Source organism: Pseudoxanthomonas sp., from assembly GCF_002863005.1.
Lineage (GTDB): Bacteria > Pseudomonadota > Gammaproteobacteria > Xanthomonadales > Xanthomonadaceae > Pseudoxanthomonas_A.
On record NZ_PKDG01000015.1, the window covers coordinates 500127 to 516290 of the forward strand.

The following is a 16164-nucleotide window of genomic DNA, read 5'->3' on the forward strand; positions in this document are numbered from 1 at the left end:
GGCTCAGCGCGGCCCGAAGCGGCCGCGGCAGCCGCGGTCCACCCACACCTGCGTGCCGGTGTAACCCCAGCTGTAGCCTTCGCGGCAGCTGGTGTTCGAGATCTGTTGCAGCAGGATCGGACGACCCTGGCGCGGGTCGTAGGCGCAGGTCTTGCGGCGGTTGTCTTCGCTGCTGCAGGTCACGGAGTAGTTGCTGGAGCCGCCACCGCCACCGACGCGCGGACCGAACTCGGCGCGGCAGCCATTGCCCACGTAGACCTGGCCCTGCTGCGACTGCCAGCTCCGGCCTTCCACGCAGGCCGCGTTCGACAGCTGTCGGGTCAGGCGCGAGTGGCCACTCCACGGCGTGCGGCAGGTGCGCCCGCGGCCGTCGTTGCTTTCACAGCGGATCGTGCCGCCGGTGGCGTTGCCCTGGGCGAATTCGCCGCGGCACCCCTTCCATACGGTGATCAGGCCATCCTGCGAGCTCCAGGTCGCGCCCTCTTCGCAGCGGCTGTTGGAGATCTGCCGCACCAGCCGCGACTGCCCACGCCACGGCGGCGTGCACCGCTTGGCGTCGCCGCTCTTGCTCTCGCAGAGGATGGTGTTGCCGGCGGGCGGCGGGTTGGGGTTCCAGCCGCCGCTGTTGCCGCCGAGCGACTGGGCGATGTCCTGCTTGATCCGGCTGAAGGTCCAGTTGGACCGGTTGACCTGGTCCAGGTAGAAGCGGAGCTGGTCGTCCGGGATGCGGCGACCGCGGGACTGCTCGGAGTATTCCAGGCTGATCACCCGGGTCTGGTCCTGCACTGAAAGCGTGCGGAGGTTTTCCGGCGCGTACGCCTTGGGCGTGATCTGGGCGGCGGCGCTGCCGGCCACCAGGGCCAGCAACAGTACGAGCACGGACTGCAACAACGGCTTCTTCATGGTGGCGCCCTCCTGGGGAGCAGCCAGCATACGCCGCGCCCGTTAAGCCCGTGCAGGGGCGGGTGGGGTCCGCGGGCGGGGGACCGGGTAAACTACGCGGCTTGACCGGCCTGTCCCGCCGCGGAATGTCCCGGCCCCGGTCCGAACCCAGTGGAGCCCCCATGCGTACCCATTTCTGCGGCCTCGTCGACGAGGCCATGATCGGCCAGACCGTGACCCTGTGCGGCTGGACCGACGTCGCCCGCAACCTCGGCGGTGTCTGCTTCATCGACCTGCGCGACCACGAAGGCATCGTCCAGGTCACCGTGGACCCGTCCAATGCCGAGGTGTTCAAGGTGGCCGCGTCGCTGGGCTACGAGGACGTGCTGCAGGTCGAAGGGGTCGTGCGTGCGCGCGAGGCCGTCAACACCAAGATCCGCACCGGCCAGGTGGAAGTGATCGCCACCAAGATCACTGTGCTCAACAAGGCCGATCCGCTGCCCTTCCACCACCACGAGAACCCGGGCGAGGAGACGCGCCTGAAGTATCGCTACCTGGACCTGCGCAGCGCCGACATGCAGCGCAAGCAGCGCACGCGCATCCGGCTGGTGCAGGCGTTGCGCCGCTGGCTGGATGCGCGCGGCTTCCAGGACATCGAAACGCCGATCCTCACCAAGGCCACGCCCGAGGGTGCGCGCGACTTCCTGGTGCCGGCGCGCATGCATCCGGGCGAGTTCTACGCGCTGCCGCAGTCGCCGCAGCTGTTCAAGCAGATCCTGATGGTGGCCGGCTTTGACCGCTACTACCAGATCGCGCGCTGCTTCCGCGACGAAGCGCTGCGCGCCGACCGCCAGCTGGAGTTCACCCAGCTGGACATGGAGTTCGCCTTCGTGCGCGAGCGCGACGTGCAGGACGCCGTGGAAGGCATGATCCGCGACATCTTCGCCGAGGTGATGGACGTGCAGCTGGACGCACAGTTCCCGCGCATGACCTGGGCCGAGGCGATGCGTCGCTACGGCTCGGACAAGCCGGACCTGCGCTTCGATCTTGAACTGGTGGACGTGGCCGAGCTGGTGAAGTCCAGCGAGTTCGCCGTGTTCACCGCCGCCGCCAACGATCCGGACGGCCGTGTGGCCGCGCTGCGCATCCCGGGCGGGGCATCGCTCAGCCGCAAGCAGATCGACGAGTACGCCGCGCATGCCGCCAAGTACGGCGCCAAGGGCCTGGCCTACATCAAGATCGACGAGGCTGGCGAAATCTCCTCGCCGATCCGGAAGTTCTTCGCCGAAGACGCCTTCGCGGCGCTGGTGAAGCACGTCGGCGCCGGCAACGGCGACATCGTGTTCTTCGGCGCGGGCGGCTACAACAAGGTCAGCGACTTCATGGGCGCACTGCGCCTGAAGGCCGGCAAGGACTTTGGCCTGGTGCAGGACGGCTGGAAGCCCCTGTGGGTCACCGACTTCCCGATGTTCGAGTGGGACGAGGAAGCGCAACGCTACGTCGCGCTCCACCATCCCTTCACCGCGCCCGCGGTGGACGACATCGACGACCTGCGCGCGAACGCCAAGACCGCGGTATCGCGCGGTTACGACATGGTGCTGAACGGCAACGAGATCGGTGGTGGTTCGATCCGTATCCACCGACCCGACATGCAGAGCGCGGTGTTCGAGCTGCTTGGCATCGGTGCGGAAGAGGCGGAAGCCAAGTTCGGCTTCCTGCTGGACGCGCTGCGCTTCGGCGCGCCGCCGCATGGCGGCATCGCGTTCGGCATCGACCGCATCGCGGCGCTGATGGCGGGGACCGATTCGATCCGCGACGTCATTCCGTTCCCCAAGACCACCAGCGCGCAGTGCCTGATGACCGGCGCGCCGTCGCCGATCCCGGACGAGCAGCTTGCTGAAGTCCATATTCAGGTGCGTCCGAAGAAAGACTGAGAGAGAAACACGCAATGACGGAATACGCTTTTTCGCTGGAATGGGAACGCCTGGGCAATGAAGGCGCCGATGCGGGCCTGGTGACGGAACGCGCGCGCGTGTTCGGTGGCTGGCTGGTGCGCGTCGGCATGTCGCCGGCCGCGATGGCGGTGACCTTCGTGCCGGACGGCCAGGGTCGCTGGGACGGCGAGGACTTCGGCGAAGACGATTACGAAGAAGAAGACGAAGAAGAGTACGAAGAGGAAGAAGACGAGGACGCCGACGAGGCGGACGAAGAGGAAGAGGAAGAGGAAGAAGAGGACGCGTAAGCGTGCAGATCCGCCGCGCCACCGTCGATGACGCCACGGCCCTTTCGGACCTGGCGTCGCGTACGTTCACGGAAACCTTCGGGCATCTGTATCCGGCTGAGGATCTCGCCGCATTCCTCGCCGATGCTTATGACGTCGACAAGCAACGGATCATCCTGTCGCACCCGGATTACGCGGTGTGGTTCCTCGAGGACGATGGCGTTGCCGTGGGTCATGCGGCCGCCGGGCCGTGCGGGTTGCCGCATGAGGACGTGGCGAAGGGCGATGGCGAGCTGAAGCGGCTGTACGTGCTGGCCTCGCACCAGAACGGCGGGTGGGGCGGGAAGCTGTTCGCCGAGGTGGAACGGTGGCTGTTGAAGGACGGGCCGCGGACGCTGTGGATCGGGGTGTGGTCGGAGAACTTCGGTGCGCAGCGGTTTTATGCGCGGCAGGGGTTTGTGCGGGTCGGGGCGTACAAGTTTCCGGTGGGGAAGACGCTGGATGATGAGTTCATCCTGCGGCGGGATGCTTCTTCTGTCGGTTGATGCAGGAGCTTCCGCTAGCCCTTCGGTCTAGCGGGTAACTTTTCTTTGTTGACGCAAAGAAAAGTCACCAAAAGAAAGCGTCTTTCACGACGAAGCAATCCCATCAGTTCGTTGCTATCGGGATTTTCCGACTCGCCTTCCTGGCGAGGCGGAAAACGGCGGACATCCATGTCCGCCGCCCTCCGGGTCTGCTAGTGCTCGCCGCCGTTCGTAGACCGGGAAGATCACGCCCATCCCCGTAGGGGGCGCCGCTTGGGCGCGATGCTTTCCATGCAGGCGGGGATAGAGCATCGCGGGCATGGCCCGCTGCTACAGGGCAGCACTGGCGAGGCGTAATACGGCGGACATCCATGTCCGCCGCCCTCCGGGTCTGTTGGGCTCGCTGGCGCATCGGGATGCGGAAGATCGAAAGCGAACGGCTGCTTGATGCGGCCGTTGCTTTGTCTGCGTATTGGAACTTACTTCTGCAGGAAGTCGAGCAGGTCCTGGTTGACGCGATCCTTGTGGGTATCGGTCAGGCCATGGGGAGCGCCGGCGTAGACGATCAACTTGGCGTTCTTGATGAGCCTGGCCGAGCTGCGCCCGGCGGCGTCGATGGGGACGATCTGGTCGTCGTCGCCGTGGATCACCAGGGTGGGGATGTCGAACTTCTTCAGGTCGTCGCGGAAGTCGGTGGCCGAGAACGCGGCGATCGAGTCGTACGTGTTCTTGTGGCCGCCCTGCATGCCCTGCGCCCACCAGCTGTCGATCAGGCCCTGCGATACCTTCGCGCCCGGGCGGTTGAAGCCGTAGAACGGGCCGGACGGGATGTCCTTGTAGAGCTGCGCACGGTTGTCCAACTGGCCTTTGCGGATGCCATCGAACACTTCGATCGGCAGGCCGCCCGGGTTGTCCGCGGTTTTCAGCATCAGCGGCGGAACCGCGCTGATCAGCACCGCCTTCTTCACCCGGCCGGTGCCGTGGCGACCGATGTAGCGCGCCACTTCGCCGCCGCCGGTGGAGAAGCCGACCACGGTGACGTCCTTCAGGTCGAGTGTGTTGATCACGGTGGCGAGGTCATCGGCATAGTGATCCATGTCGTTGCCGTCCCACGGCTGGCTGGAGCGGCCGTGGCCGCGGCGGTCGTGCGCCACCACGCGGTAGCCCTTGGAAGCCAGGAAGATCATCTGCGACTCCCAACTGTCCGAAGACAGCGGCCAGCCATGGCTGAAGGTCACGACCGGACCGTTCTTCGGGCCCCAGTCCTTGTAATAGAGCTGCACACCGTCGGCGGTGGTGATGGTGCTGGCGGTGCGTTCGGCGGCGACCGGCGCGGTGGCCGGTGCGGCCTGAGCGGTCATTCCGGCCTGGGTGGCGACGGCCAGCATGCTGGCGGCAAACGTGCGGGTGAGCGTGTTCATGGGATTGGATTCCTGTGGAGGGTGGTCAGGAACAGCGGTCAGTCGGCGATCGCCAGCGTCACGTCGATGTTGCCTCGCGTGGCGTTGGAGTACGGGCAGACGATGTGTGCAGCGTCGACGAGGGCCTGCAGCTGGTCGCGGGCGATGCCGGGTGCAGCGATGGTCAATTCCGCCTGGATACCGAAGCCGGTGGGGATCTGGCCGATGCCGACCTTGCCGGTGACGGTGGTGGTGCCAGGCAGGCTGATCTTCTGCTTGCCGGCGACGAACTTCAACGCACCCAGGAAGCAGGCCGAGTAGCCGGCGGCGAACAGCTGCTCGGGGTTGGTGCCCGGGCCACCGGCGCCGCCCAGTTCGCGCGGGGTCGACAGCGTGACGTCCAGCGCGCCGTCGGACGAGGTGGCCTGGCCTTCGCGGCCACCCGAGGCGGTGGCAGTGGCGGTGTAGAGGATCGTTTCGATGGACATGGCGTTACTCCTGCAAGGGTGGGGGGGGTCCAGAGCGGGGTGGCCGTCCGGTGAGGTGTACTTTGCGCGCTCCGTGCGTACGATTCGTGACGTATAGTCCTGATAACTTGATCGGGAGTACCGATGTGGTCGACAGGCTCGCTGTGCTGCTGGAACGGTTCTCGGTGTCGGCGGAGGTGTTCCATGCCGGCGCGCTCTGCGGCATCAACACGCTGGAGGCGGAGCCTGGCGTGGGCCAGCTGCACCTGATCCAGCGAGGACCGCTGGAGGTGTTCCACAGCAGCGCGTCGCTGCGCATCGACGCGCCCAGCCTGCTGCTCTATCCCCGTGCGATGACGCACCGTTTCGTCAGCGACGACGAACGCGGAGCCGACATGGCCTGCGCCAACGTGCGCTTCGACGGCGGCGCGCAGAATCCGATCGGCGCCGCGTTGCCGGACGTGGTCTGCCTGCCGCTCGACGGCATCGTCGGTGCGCAGGAGGTGCTGGCGTTGCTGTTCGAGGAGGCCTTCACCCAGCGCTGCGGCCGCACCGCACTGGTCAACCGGCTGTTCGAGGTGGTCATGATCCAGGTGCTGCGGCAACTGATGGAGACCGGCGAGGTGAAGGGCGGCATGTTGGCCGGCCTGTCGCACCCGCGCCTGCGTCACGCCCTCGTCGCGATGCACGAGGCGCCGTCGAAGGACTGGACGCTGGACGACCTGGCGGGCGTGGCTGGCATGTCGCGCAGCGTGTTCGCGACGCATTTCCGCGAGGCGCTGGGCACCACGCCGGGCCAGTACCTGCAGGGCTGGCGGGTGGGCCTCGCACAACAGGCGCTGCGGCAGGGCAGGCCACTCAAGGTGGTGGCCTCGGACGTGGGCTACGGCAGCGAGGCGGCGCTGTCGCGTGCGTTCAAGGCGCACAGCGGCATGTCGCCGCGCGAATGGAAACGCCTGCATGCAACGCACTGACGCGGTGGGCCACGACCCCGCGCTGTCGCCCATACGGTCGCGCATGAATGATGGGAGAGACGACACCACCCGCGTGCTGCTGGTGCACGGCATCTGGAATGCGAAATCCTGGCTCGCTCCCCTCGCACGGCGATTGCGCCGCGAAGGCTTCGAGGTCGAAGTGTTCGGCTATCCCAGCATCCTGGGCGGCCCGGAGCCAGCGATCGCCGCCCTGATCGAGCGGCTGCAGGCCTCGCCGCCGGTGCATCTGGTCGGGCACAGCCTGGGCGGCCTGATAGGACTGGAGGCACTGCGTCGCGCGCCCGGCTTGCCCGTGCGGCGGATGGTCTGCCTGGGGTCGCCGCTGTGCGGCAGCGGCGCCGCCCGCCGTCTGGGTCGGCACGCCTGGACGGCGCCCGTGCTCGGCCGCAGCGGCGCGCTCCTGCAGACGGGCTGCGTGCCATGGGACGGGCACGTACCGGTGGCGATGGTGGCGGGGAACGTCGCGCGCGGCATCGGGCGCCTGATCACCCGGTTCGACGGCGCGTCGGACGGCACGGTCGGACTGGAAGAGACCCGGCTGCCCGGCCTGGCGGCACACTGCGTGGTGCCTGCCAGCCACACCGGTCTGGTGTTCTCCGCCGATGCCGCTCACCAGACGGCCTGCTTCCTTCGCAACGGCCGCTTCGACGGACAGGACTGACCTGCGCAGGCGGGCGCGTATAATCCGCGCCCTTGTCAGTGCACTCCGGAAGTCACCATGGGCAGAGGCCCGTCGATCGAAGCCCGCAAGAACGCCACCGATGCCAAACGGGGCAAGATCTTCACCAAGATCATCCGCGAGATCGGCGTGGCGGCCCGCGCCGGCGGCGGCGAACCCGCTAACAACCCGCGCCTGCGTGCGGCCGTGGACAAGGGCCTGTCGGCCAACATGTCGAAGGACGTCATCGAGCGCGCCATCAAGAAGGCGACCGGTGAGCTGGAAGGCGTGGTGTTCGAAGAGATCCGCTACGAAGGCTACGCGCCGGGCGGCGTCGCGGTGATCGTCGACTGCCTGACCGACAACCGCGTGCGCACCGTGGCCGAAGTGCGCCATGCGTTCGGCAAGCACGGCGGCAACATGGGAACGGAAGGCTCGGTCGCCTTCATGTTCAAGCGCCTCGGCGTGCTGAGCTACGCACCGGGGGCCGACGAGGAGAAGATCACCGAAGCGGCCATCGAGGCGGGCGCCGATGACATCGTGGTCTATCCCGACGACGGCTCGATCGACGTGGTCACCGCGCCGGACGCTTTCCAGGCCGTCAAGGAGGCGATGACGGCCGCCGGCCTGGCGCCGGGCCACGCCGAGATCACCTACCGTGCCGACAACGACATCCGCGTGGAAGGCGAGACCGCCCTGCAGGTGAAGAAGCTGCTGGACATGCTGGAAGACCTCGACGATGTGCAGGACGTCTACTCCAACGCCGACCTGGGCGCCGACGCGTACGCGTAAGCCGATCCCGTGACCCGCATCCTCGGCATCGACCCCGGTTCCCAGCGCACCGGCATCGGCATCATCGATGTCGATGCCACGGGCAAGGTGAGCCACGTCCACCATGCACCGCTGGTGCTGCTGGGCGCCGAGGATTTCCCGCAGCGCCTGCGCGTGCTGCTGGATGGGCTGACCGCCATCATCGCCACGTGGCAACCGGACGAAGTGGCCATCGAGAAAGTCTTCATGGCGCGCAATCCGGATTCGGCGCTGAAACTGGGGCAGGCGCGGGGCGCCGCCATCAGTGCCGTCGTCCTGCGCGACCTGCCGGTGCACGAGTACGCCGCCAAGGAAGTGAAGCTGGCCGTCGTCGGCCGTGGCAGCGCAGAAAAGACCCAGATCCAGCACATGGTCGGCATCATGCTCAACCTGCACGGCAAGCTGCAGGCCGATGCGGCCGATGCGCTGGCCGTCGCCATCACCCACGCACACGTGCGCGCCACCGCCAAACGGCTGGGCGTGAGTTCGCAACTGGCCTGGAGCAGGAAATGATCGGACGTCTTCGCGGCATCCTGGCGTACAAGTCCCCGCCCTGGCTGGTGATCGACGTGGGCGGCGTGGGCTATGAGCTCGAGGCGCCGATGAGCACGTTCTACGACCTGCCGGACGTGGGTCGCGAAGTGCTGCTGTTCACCCACCATGCGCAGAAGGAGGACAGCGTGTCGCTGTACGGCTTCCTGCGCGAGGGCGAGCGCCGGCTGTTCCGCGACGTGCAGAAGGTCAGCGGCATCGGCGCGAAGATCGCGCTGGCGGTGCTGTCCGGCGCCAGCGTGGACGAGTTCGCGCGCATGGTGCAGGCCGGCGATGTCACGGCGCTGACGCGCATCCCCGGCATCGGCAAGAAGACCGCCGAGCGCATGGTGGTGGAACTGCGCGACCGCGCGGCCGACCTGATGGGTACCGGCGTGGGCGGCATCACCGCGCTGCCGGCGGATCCGCAGTCCGAAGCCACCATCGCCCTGCAGCAGCTCGGCTACAAGCCCGCCGAGGCCACCCGCATGGCGCGCGATGCCGCCGCGCCCGGCGACGATGCCGCCATGATCATCCGCAAGGCCCTGCAGGCCGCGCTGCGCTAAGCGCTGCGTTAGAGCATCCCTTCACTTCCACAGCGCTACCCTGCCGGCCGCCATGTCCACCCCACATTCTTCCCACGCCGCGCCCGGCGACACCGGCCAGCACGGTCATTCCAAGGCAGGCATGGTCGCGCTGGTGGCCGGCGCGGTCGGCGTGGTGTTCGGCGACATCGGCACCAGCCCGCTGTACACCATCAAGGAGATGTTCCACCCGCACTTCGGCCTGACGCCCGATCCTGACACGGTGCGCGGCCTGTTGTCGCTGGGCTTCTGGTCGCTGCTGCTGGTGGTGACGCTGAAGTACGTCATCGTGATCATGCGCGCCGACAACGAAGGCGAGGGCGGCATCATGGCGCTGACGGCGCTGGCGCAGCGCAGCCTGGCCAAGGGCTCGCGCATGAGCTACACAGTCGGCATCCTCGGCATCTTCGGCGCGGCGCTGTTCTTCGGCGACGGCATGATCACCCCGCCGATCACCGTGCTGGGTGCGGTGGAGGGCCTGGAAGTCGTGTCGCCCGTCTTCAAGCAGTGGGTGGTGCCGATCAGCCTGGTCATCCTGACCGGCCTGTTCGCCATGCAGCGTTTCGGCACGGCGAAAGTCGGCAGGGCCTTCGGTCCGGTGATGATCACCTGGTTCATCGTGCTGGCCGGCTTCGGCATTTACAACATCGCACACAATCCCTCGGTGCTGGCGGCGCTCAACCCGTACTGGGCGTGGCATTTCTTCGTGACCCACGACTGGCACGCCGTGCTGATCCTCGGCGCCGTGGTGCTGACCGTGACCGGCGGTGAGGCGCTGTACGCCGACATGGGCCACTTCGGCAAACGGCCCATCCGCTGGGGCTGGTTCGGCTTCGTGCTGCCGGCGCTGGTGCTGAACTACTACGGCCAGGGCGCGGTGCTGCTGCGCCATCCCGAAGCGGTCGCGAATCCGTTCTACATGTCGATCCCGGACTGGGCGCAGATCCCGATGCTGGTGCTGGCGACGACGGCGGCCGCGGTGGCTTCGCAGGCGGTCATCACCGGCGCGTTCTCGGTGACGCGTCAGGCCATCCAGCTGGGCTACCTGCCGCGCCTGCACATCAAGTACACCTCGAAGGACACCATCGGCCAGATCTACGTGCCGTCGGTCAACCTGATGCTGTACCTGGCGGTGATCGTCCTGGTGCTGAGCTTCCAGAGCTCGGGGGCGCTGGCCACGGCGTATGGCCTGTCGGTCACCGGCACCATGCTGATCGATACCTTGCTGCTGGCCATCGTGGCGTACACGCGCTGGCCGGATTCGCGCCGCTGGGTGCTGCCGTTGTGCGGCGTCTTCCTGGTGATCGACCTGGCCTTCCTGTTCGCCAACGGCGCCAAGCTGGTCACCGGCATCGGCGCCTGGGTGCCGCTGTTCATCGGCATCACCGCCTTCACGATGATGCGCACCTGGCGCCGCGGCCGCGAGCTGCTGCATGGCGAGGTGCAGAAGGAAGGCATCCGGCTGGATACCTTCCTGCCGGGCCTGATGCTGGCGCCGCCGGTGCGCGTCCCCGGCACGGCCATCTTCCTGACCGCCGACAAGGGCGTGGTGCCGCACGCGCTGCTGCACAACCTCAAGCACAACAAGGTGCTGCACGAGCGCAACGTGTTCCTGACGGTCGAGACGCTGACCGTGCCGTATGCGCCGAAGAAGAAGCGCCTGAAGATCGATCCGATCGGCGACGATTTCTACCGGGTGGTGATCAGCTACGGTTTCGCCGAAACGCCGGACGTCCCGCAGGCACTGATGGGGTCGTGCGACCAGGGCGGCGTGTATTTCGACCCGATGGAAACCACGTACTTCGCCAGCCGCGAAACCGTGGTCGCGCGTCGCCAGGGAGGCATGCCGATCTGGCGCGACAAGCTGTTCGCGGCCATGCATCGGAATGCGGCGCCTGCGACGGGGTTCTTCCGGATCCCGGGCAACCGCTTGGTCGAGCTCGGCGCGCAGGTCGAGATCTGACCGCGCGTCGCGTGCGGGGCGCTGCCGTAAACTTGGGCTCCGCCCCACGCAAGGAGGCAGGATGCCGCCGCATGACCGCCTGACCGTGCTCGACGTGCTGCGCGGCATCGCCATCCTCGGCACGCTGGGCACCAACATCTGGGTCTTCATGTATCCCGGCGGCTTGCTCGGTTACATGGAGTCCGGGTGGGGACGAGCATCGGAGGCGCACTGGGCCGTGCTGGCATTGCAGCAGCTGACCCAGGGCAAGTTCCTCGGTCTGTTGGCGCTGATGTTCGGCATGGGCATCGCCTTGCAGCAGCGTTCCGCGGCGGCGCAGGGTGCCCGGTGGCCGGGTCCGTACCTGGTGCGCGCGCTGCTGCTCTTCGTCGATGGCGTACTGAACTATCTGTTCGTCGTCGAATTCGACGTGCTGATGGGCTATGCGCTCACATCGGTGATCGTGGCCTTCATGTTGAAGCTGGGTGCCCGGGGTCGGTGGGCCTGGCTGGCCGTGGCCGCCACGCTCCACCTGACGTTCCTGGGCATCATCGTCGTTGCGCTGGCGTTGTGGGGTGACCAGCTCGCGGCCGAGCCGGCCGTCGCGACGGCAACGGTCAATGCGAGCTGGTGGGACCTGGTGGTGGCGCGGATCGACCACGTCTGGCTTTTCCGCCAGGAAATGATCTTCATCGCACCGATGAGCGTGGCGTTGTTCCTGGCCGGGGCGCGCCTGCTCGATGCGGGCGTGTTCGAGGCGCGCGGCGCGCGCCTGCGCCGTTGGCTGATGGTCATCGGCCTGGGGCTGGCGTGGCCCATCGACATGGCGTTGGGCGTGTTCGGAGGCGAAGCAGGCATCATGGCCGGCCGCTACGGCAGCGCGCCATTCGTGGCGGTGGGACTTCTGGCGGCGGTCGCGGAAGCGTTCCAGCGGCGGCCAACACCCGGCTTCCTCGGACAGCGCTTGGCCGAGGTGGGCCGCATGGCATTGAGTGGGTATGTGCTGCAGAACCTGCTGGCGTCCGCCCTTTGCTACGACTGGGGGCTGGGGTTGGCGCGGCGTGTTCCGGATGCCGCTTCGGTGCCGGTAACGATCGCGGCCTACGCGGCGGTTGCGGCCTGCGTGATGCTGTTCGCCCACGCGTGGCAGCTACATGCGAAGCGGGGGCCGCTGGAATGGGTGTGGCATGCCTCCTACGAGCGGCTGACACGCCTGAAGAGGTCACGGCCTGTCGTGGCGGCCTGATCGCGCGGTCGCAAGCACAGCCGGTCCGTCATAATGGGGCCATGACCGCCGACCGCATCATCGATTCCTCCGCCACCCGCGAAGACGACGCCATCGAGGCCAGCATCCGGCCGAAGCGGCTGGACGAGTATCTCGGCCAGAAGCCAGTGCGCGAACAGCTGGACATCTACATCCAGGCGGCGAAAGGACGCGGCGAGGCACTGGACCACGTGCTGATCTTCGGGCCGCCCGGCCTCGGCAAGACCACGCTGAGCCACGTGATCGCCAATGAGTTGGGCGTGAACCTGCGCGTGACCTCGGGCCCGGTGATTGAGAAAGCCGGCGACCTGGCAGCGCTGCTGACCAACCTGCAGCCGCACGACGTGCTGTTCGTCGACGAGATCCATCGCCTCTCGCCCGTCGTCGAGGAAGTGCTGTACCCGGCGATGGAGGATTTCCAGATCGACATCATGATCGGCGAGGGCCCGGCGGCCCGTTCGATCAAACTCGACCTGCCGCCGTTCACCCTGATCGGCGCCACCACCCGCGCCGGTCTTCTGACCGCGCCGCTGCGGGACCGCTTCGGCATCGTGCAGCGACTCGAGTTCTACTCGCCCGAAGAGCTGACCCGCATCGTGCAGCGCTCAGCGCGCATCTTGGGCATGGACTGCGTGCCGGAAGGCGCCGCGGAGATCGCGCGCCGTGCCCGCGGCACGCCCCGCATCGCCAACCGCCTGCTGCGCCGCGTGCGCGATTACGCGCAGGTCAAGGCCGACGGTCATATCGACGTCGATGTCGCGCGCGCGGCGATGCAGATGCTGAAGGTGGACCCCGAGGGCTTCGACGAACTCGACCGCCGCATGCTGCGCACCATCGTCGACAGTTTCGATGGCGGTCCGGTGGGCGTCGAGTCCCTGGCTGCCGCGCTCAGCGAGGAGCGGGGCACGCTGGAAGACGTCATCGAACCCTATCTGATCCAGCAGGGTTTCCTGATCCGCACCGCTCGCGGACGCATGGCGACCCGCAAGGCGTACCTGCACCTGGGACTCACGCCGAAGGGGCGCGTTCCCGAACCGGGCGATGCGTCCGGTGAACTGTTCTGAGCGGCACTGGTTACAGGTTGGTATGCACCACAGGGTGCGGGAGCGCATGCGTTGACTACTGATTCGACGAGGATCGCCGCGGAGGCGGTGCCGTTCATCTTTCCGACACGCGTCTATTGGGAAGATACCGACGCCGGTGGCGTGGTGTACCACGCGCAATACGTTGCTTTCCTCGAACGGACCCGTACCGAATGGTTGCGGGCCCGGGGCCATGCCCAGGAACGACTGCGCCAGACCCACGACCTGGTGTTCGCCGTCCGCGCGATGCGCCTGGATTTTCTGCGTCCCGCGCGGTTGGACGATCTGCTGCACGTGTCGGCGCGCATCCACCAGTGCAAGCGGGCCAGCGTGGTCTTCGCCCAGTCCATCGAGCGGGACGGCGAGGTCCTGCTGACCGCTGAGGTGAAGGTGGCGGCGCTGAGTGCCTCGGGTTTCAGACCCGTTGCGCTGCCCGAGGCGTTGTATGACGAATTCCGCCGGCTCGAAACCCCGGGCCGTCCGCTTTGACCTGATGCGCAACACGAACCGAACGACGAGGAACGACGGATGATCGCAACGCTACTGGCCTTCCAGGACACCGTGGTGGAGGCGTTGCCGCCGGAGACCGCCGCCGCGACGGCCGATGCGGCCGCCGCCACCGTGCACAGCGGCATCAACTACATCGACCTGATGCTCAAGGCCAGCCTGCCGGTGCAGTTGATCGTGCTGCTGCTGCTGGCCGGGTCGCTGATCAGCTGGGTGATCATCTTCCGCAAGGGGCGCGTGTTCAAAAACGCCAACCGCGATGCCGACGAGTTCGAGAGCCGCTTCTGGTCGGGCGCCGAACTGCACAAGCTCTACGCCGGCGCCGCCGACCGCAATCGCATGGTGACCGGCCTGGAGGCGATCTTCGAAGCGGGCTTCCGCGAGTTCACCCGCCTGCGCGACAAGCGCGGCCTTGACGGACGCGCGCAGCTGGAAGGCGCACAGCGCGCCATGCGCGTGACTTATACGCGCGAAGTCGACCAGCTTGAGCGCAACCTGGAACTGCTCGCCAACATCGGCTCCACAGCGCCTTACGTCGGCCTCGTAGGTACGGTGTTCGGCATCATGGTGACGATGCACGACATGCTCAACAGCGGCGAGCAGGCAGGCATCGCCGCCGTCGCGCCGGGCATTTCGGAAGCGCTGTTCGCCACGGCGATCGGCCTGTTCGTCGCGATTCCCGCGGTGTGGGCGTACAACCGCTTCACCACCCGCGTCGAGCGGCTGGCGGTGCGCTACGAGAGCTTCGCCGAAGAGTTCAGCTCCATCCTCCAGCGCCAGAACGCAGCCGAGTAAGCGGAGTTCCCCATGGCCGGAAGCATCGTCCACCGCAAGCGGCGCAAGCTGAAATCCGAGATCAACGTCGTGCCCTACATCGACGTGATGCTGGTGCTGCTGATCATCTTCATGGTGACCGCGCCGCTGCTCACGCTGAGCGTGGACGTGAAGCTGCCGTCGTCCACGGCCAAGGCCGTGGAAACCAAGAACGACCCGATCATCGTCGTCGCCTACCCGGATGGCCGGCTGGGCCTGCAACTGCCCGGCGACAAGGCGCCGCGCACCGTCGACGCGGCGCAGCTCGAGGCCATGCTGGCGCCGATCAAGGCCGAACAGGGCAACGAATTGCGCGTACTGCTCGCAGGCGACGCGGATGCGCCGTACCAGCGGGTGATCGACGCCACCGAGGCGCTGAAGAAGGCCAAGGTGACCAACGTCGTCCTGTGGACCAAGCAGTAACGCGCCATGCACGCTGAAGCCTTCCAGCGACAGACGCTGCCGCAGGACGAAGGGCTGGGCCGGGCGGTTGCGTGGGCCATCGGCCTGCACGTGCTGCTGCTCGTGGTGCTGCTGGTGTCGCCGTACTTCAAGTGGGACCGCGAGCGCCTGAATGCCGCAGGTTCGCAATCGATGGAGGCCACGCTCGACGTGTCGTCGTCCGATGCGCGGGCGGTCGAACGGGCGCTTGATTTCCAGCCGGCGCCGATGCCCGAGCCGGTGCAGGAGCCGGCTCCCGAGGACACCGTCCCGCCCCCCCAGCCGATTCCCGAGCCTGCACCGCAGGACGCGCCGGTCGAACGCCAGGCGCAGGCGCAGGAACGCATTCCAGTGCCGGATGAGGTCGACCAGGATGAAGCGCGCCGTGAGGCGATTTCGCAGGAAAAGGCGCGACAGGAGCAGGAGGCCAAGCGCCGCCAGGAACAGATCGACTTGACCGAGCGCAAGCGCCAGGAGCAGGCCGAGCAGCAGCGCCGGCTCGCCGCCCAACAGGAAGAGGACAGGCAAAAGCGCATCACCACGGAGGCGGCGCAGAAGGCCGAGGCGGACAAGAAGCGTCTTGAGGAGATCCGGCGCCAGCGGGCGCAGGCGGCCCGCGAGGCGCAGCTGGCCGAACAGAAGCTCCGTCAGCTCGCAGATGCGCGGGCGCGCCAGGCGGCGGCCACGGCAGCGTCCACGCAGGCGCCGTCCGCCGGTCCGGCGGGCACCGGCGGCACGGATGAGGATCTGAGGGGGCGCTATGCCGCCGCCATCCAGGAGGCTGTCTTGCGTCAGTGGACGCGCCCGGAGTCCGTCCCGGTCGGTACGCGCTGCCGTGTGGTGATCCGCCAGTTGCCCGGCGGCGATGTGGTCAGCGCAGAAGTGCAGCCGGGGTGCGCCATGGATGCGGCCGGGCAGGACTCGATCGAACGCGCCGTACTGAAGGCGCGACCGCTGCCGTACCGCGGCTTCGAGACCGTCTTCGCCCGCACCCTGACGCTGAACTTCGAGGCCCGCGACCGCTGACTTCACGCCGCGTTTCG

At 67.4% G+C, this 16164-nt stretch carries 18 protein-coding genes; 15 read left to right on the plus strand and 3 right to left on the minus strand.

What is annotated here, in order from left to right; all coding sequences use genetic code 11:
- Positions 1 to 3: 3 nt before the first annotated feature.
- Positions 4 to 903: a DUF3011 domain-containing protein gene (locus CYU89_RS07215; protein WP_296279764.1), complete on the minus strand. Its 900-nt coding sequence runs from the start codon at positions 901 to 903 to the stop codon at positions 4 to 6.
- A gap of 161 nt (positions 904 to 1064) precedes the next feature.
- Here CYU89_RS07215 and aspS point away from each other — a divergent pair, with 161 nt between their 5' ends.
- Genes aspS through CYU89_RS07230 form a run of 3 tightly spaced genes read left to right on the plus strand, consistent with a single transcriptional unit; the run spans position 1065 to position 3648 of the window.
- Complete coding sequence (aspS, locus tag CYU89_RS07220; RefSeq protein WP_296279765.1) at positions 1065 to 2816, plus strand: aspartate--tRNA ligase; 1752 nt, start codon at positions 1065 to 1067, stop codon at positions 2814 to 2816.
- A gap of 14 nt (positions 2817 to 2830) precedes the next feature.
- Positions 2831 to 3124: a DNA primase gene (locus tag CYU89_RS07225; RefSeq protein WP_296279767.1), complete on the plus strand. Its 294-nt coding sequence runs from the start codon at positions 2831 to 2833 to the stop codon at positions 3122 to 3124.
- 2 nt (positions 3125 to 3126) lie between these two features.
- Entirely contained in the window at positions 3127 to 3648 is a 522-nt protein-coding gene (locus tag CYU89_RS07230; protein WP_296279768.1) for a GNAT family N-acetyltransferase, read from the plus strand.
- A 458-nt stretch (positions 3649 to 4106) separates the two neighbouring features.
- Here the strand turns inward: CYU89_RS07230 and CYU89_RS07235 are convergent, their stop codons facing one another.
- Together CYU89_RS07235 and CYU89_RS07240 are read right to left on the minus strand one after the other, a co-directional pair.
- Positions 4107 to 5048, minus strand: a complete 942-nt coding sequence (locus CYU89_RS07235) for an alpha/beta hydrolase (RefSeq protein ID WP_296279769.1) — start codon at positions 5046 to 5048, stop codon at positions 4107 to 4109.
- A gap of 38 nt (positions 5049 to 5086) precedes the next feature.
- The gene (locus CYU89_RS07240) at positions 5087 to 5515 is read right to left on the minus strand and encodes an organic hydroperoxide resistance protein (protein WP_296279770.1); all 429 of its coding nucleotides are present in this window, start codon (positions 5513 to 5515) and stop codon (positions 5087 to 5089) included.
- A gap of 125 nt (positions 5516 to 5640) precedes the next feature.
- Here CYU89_RS07240 and CYU89_RS07245 point away from each other — a divergent pair, with 125 nt between their 5' ends.
- The 12 genes from CYU89_RS07245 (at position 5641) to tolA (ending at position 16147) form a co-directional block, all read left to right on the plus strand.
- The gene (locus CYU89_RS07245; protein WP_296279847.1) at positions 5641 to 6468 is read left to right on the plus strand and encodes an AraC family transcriptional regulator; all 828 of its coding nucleotides are present in this window, start codon (positions 5641 to 5643) and stop codon (positions 6466 to 6468) included.
- 43 nt (positions 6469 to 6511) lie between these two features.
- Entirely contained in the window at positions 6512 to 7150 is a 639-nt protein-coding gene (locus CYU89_RS07250) for an alpha/beta hydrolase (RefSeq protein WP_296279849.1), read from the plus strand.
- A 57-nt stretch (positions 7151 to 7207) separates the two neighbouring features.
- A complete protein-coding gene (locus tag CYU89_RS07255; protein WP_296279771.1) occupies positions 7208 to 7939 on the plus strand; it encodes a YebC/PmpR family DNA-binding transcriptional regulator in 732 nt (243 codons plus the stop codon).
- A 9-nt stretch (positions 7940 to 7948) separates the two neighbouring features.
- Positions 7949 to 8470 (plus strand): crossover junction endodeoxyribonuclease RuvC, encoded by a 522-nt coding sequence (gene ruvC, locus CYU89_RS07260; RefSeq protein WP_296279772.1) that lies wholly within the window; start codon positions 7949 to 7951, stop codon positions 8468 to 8470.
- On the plus strand, positions 8467 to 9054 hold the full coding sequence (gene ruvA, locus CYU89_RS07265) for a Holliday junction branch migration protein RuvA (protein WP_296279773.1): 588 nt from the start codon (positions 8467 to 8469) through the stop codon (positions 9052 to 9054). Before ruvC ends, ruvA begins: the two co-directional genes overlap by 4 nt.
- A 121-nt stretch (positions 9055 to 9175) precedes the next feature.
- Positions 9176 to 11035: a potassium transporter Kup gene (locus tag CYU89_RS07270; protein WP_296279851.1), complete on the plus strand. Its 1860-nt coding sequence runs from the start codon at positions 9176 to 9178 to the stop codon at positions 11033 to 11035.
- A gap of 61 nt (positions 11036 to 11096) precedes the next feature.
- Positions 11097 to 12260, plus strand: coding sequence for a DUF418 domain-containing protein (locus CYU89_RS07275; RefSeq protein WP_296279774.1), 1164 nt, complete (start codon positions 11097 to 11099; stop codon positions 12258 to 12260).
- Between the two features lie 41 nt (positions 12261 to 12301).
- Positions 12302 to 13342: a Holliday junction branch migration DNA helicase RuvB gene (ruvB, locus tag CYU89_RS07280; protein WP_296279775.1), complete on the plus strand. Its 1041-nt coding sequence runs from the start codon at positions 12302 to 12304 to the stop codon at positions 13340 to 13342.
- 51 nt (positions 13343 to 13393) lie between these two features.
- On the plus strand, positions 13394 to 13849 hold the full coding sequence (ybgC, locus tag CYU89_RS07285) for a tol-pal system-associated acyl-CoA thioesterase (protein WP_296279776.1): 456 nt from the start codon (positions 13394 to 13396) through the stop codon (positions 13847 to 13849).
- Positions 13850 to 13888: 39 nt separating this feature from the next.
- Positions 13889 to 14662 carry a protein TolQ gene (gene tolQ / locus CYU89_RS07290; protein WP_296279777.1) on the plus strand — a complete coding sequence of 258 codons (774 nt, stop codon included), beginning with the start codon at positions 13889 to 13891 and terminating at the stop codon, positions 14660 to 14662.
- A gap of 12 nt (positions 14663 to 14674) precedes the next feature.
- Positions 14675 to 15103 (plus strand): ExbD/TolR family protein, encoded by a 429-nt coding sequence (locus CYU89_RS07295; RefSeq protein WP_296279778.1) that lies wholly within the window; start codon positions 14675 to 14677, stop codon positions 15101 to 15103.
- Positions 15104 to 15109: 6 nt separating this feature from the next.
- On the plus strand, positions 15110 to 16147 hold the full coding sequence (gene tolA / locus CYU89_RS07300; protein WP_296279780.1) for a cell envelope integrity protein TolA: 1038 nt from the start codon (positions 15110 to 15112) through the stop codon (positions 16145 to 16147).
- Positions 16148 to 16164 lie beyond the last annotated feature (17 nt).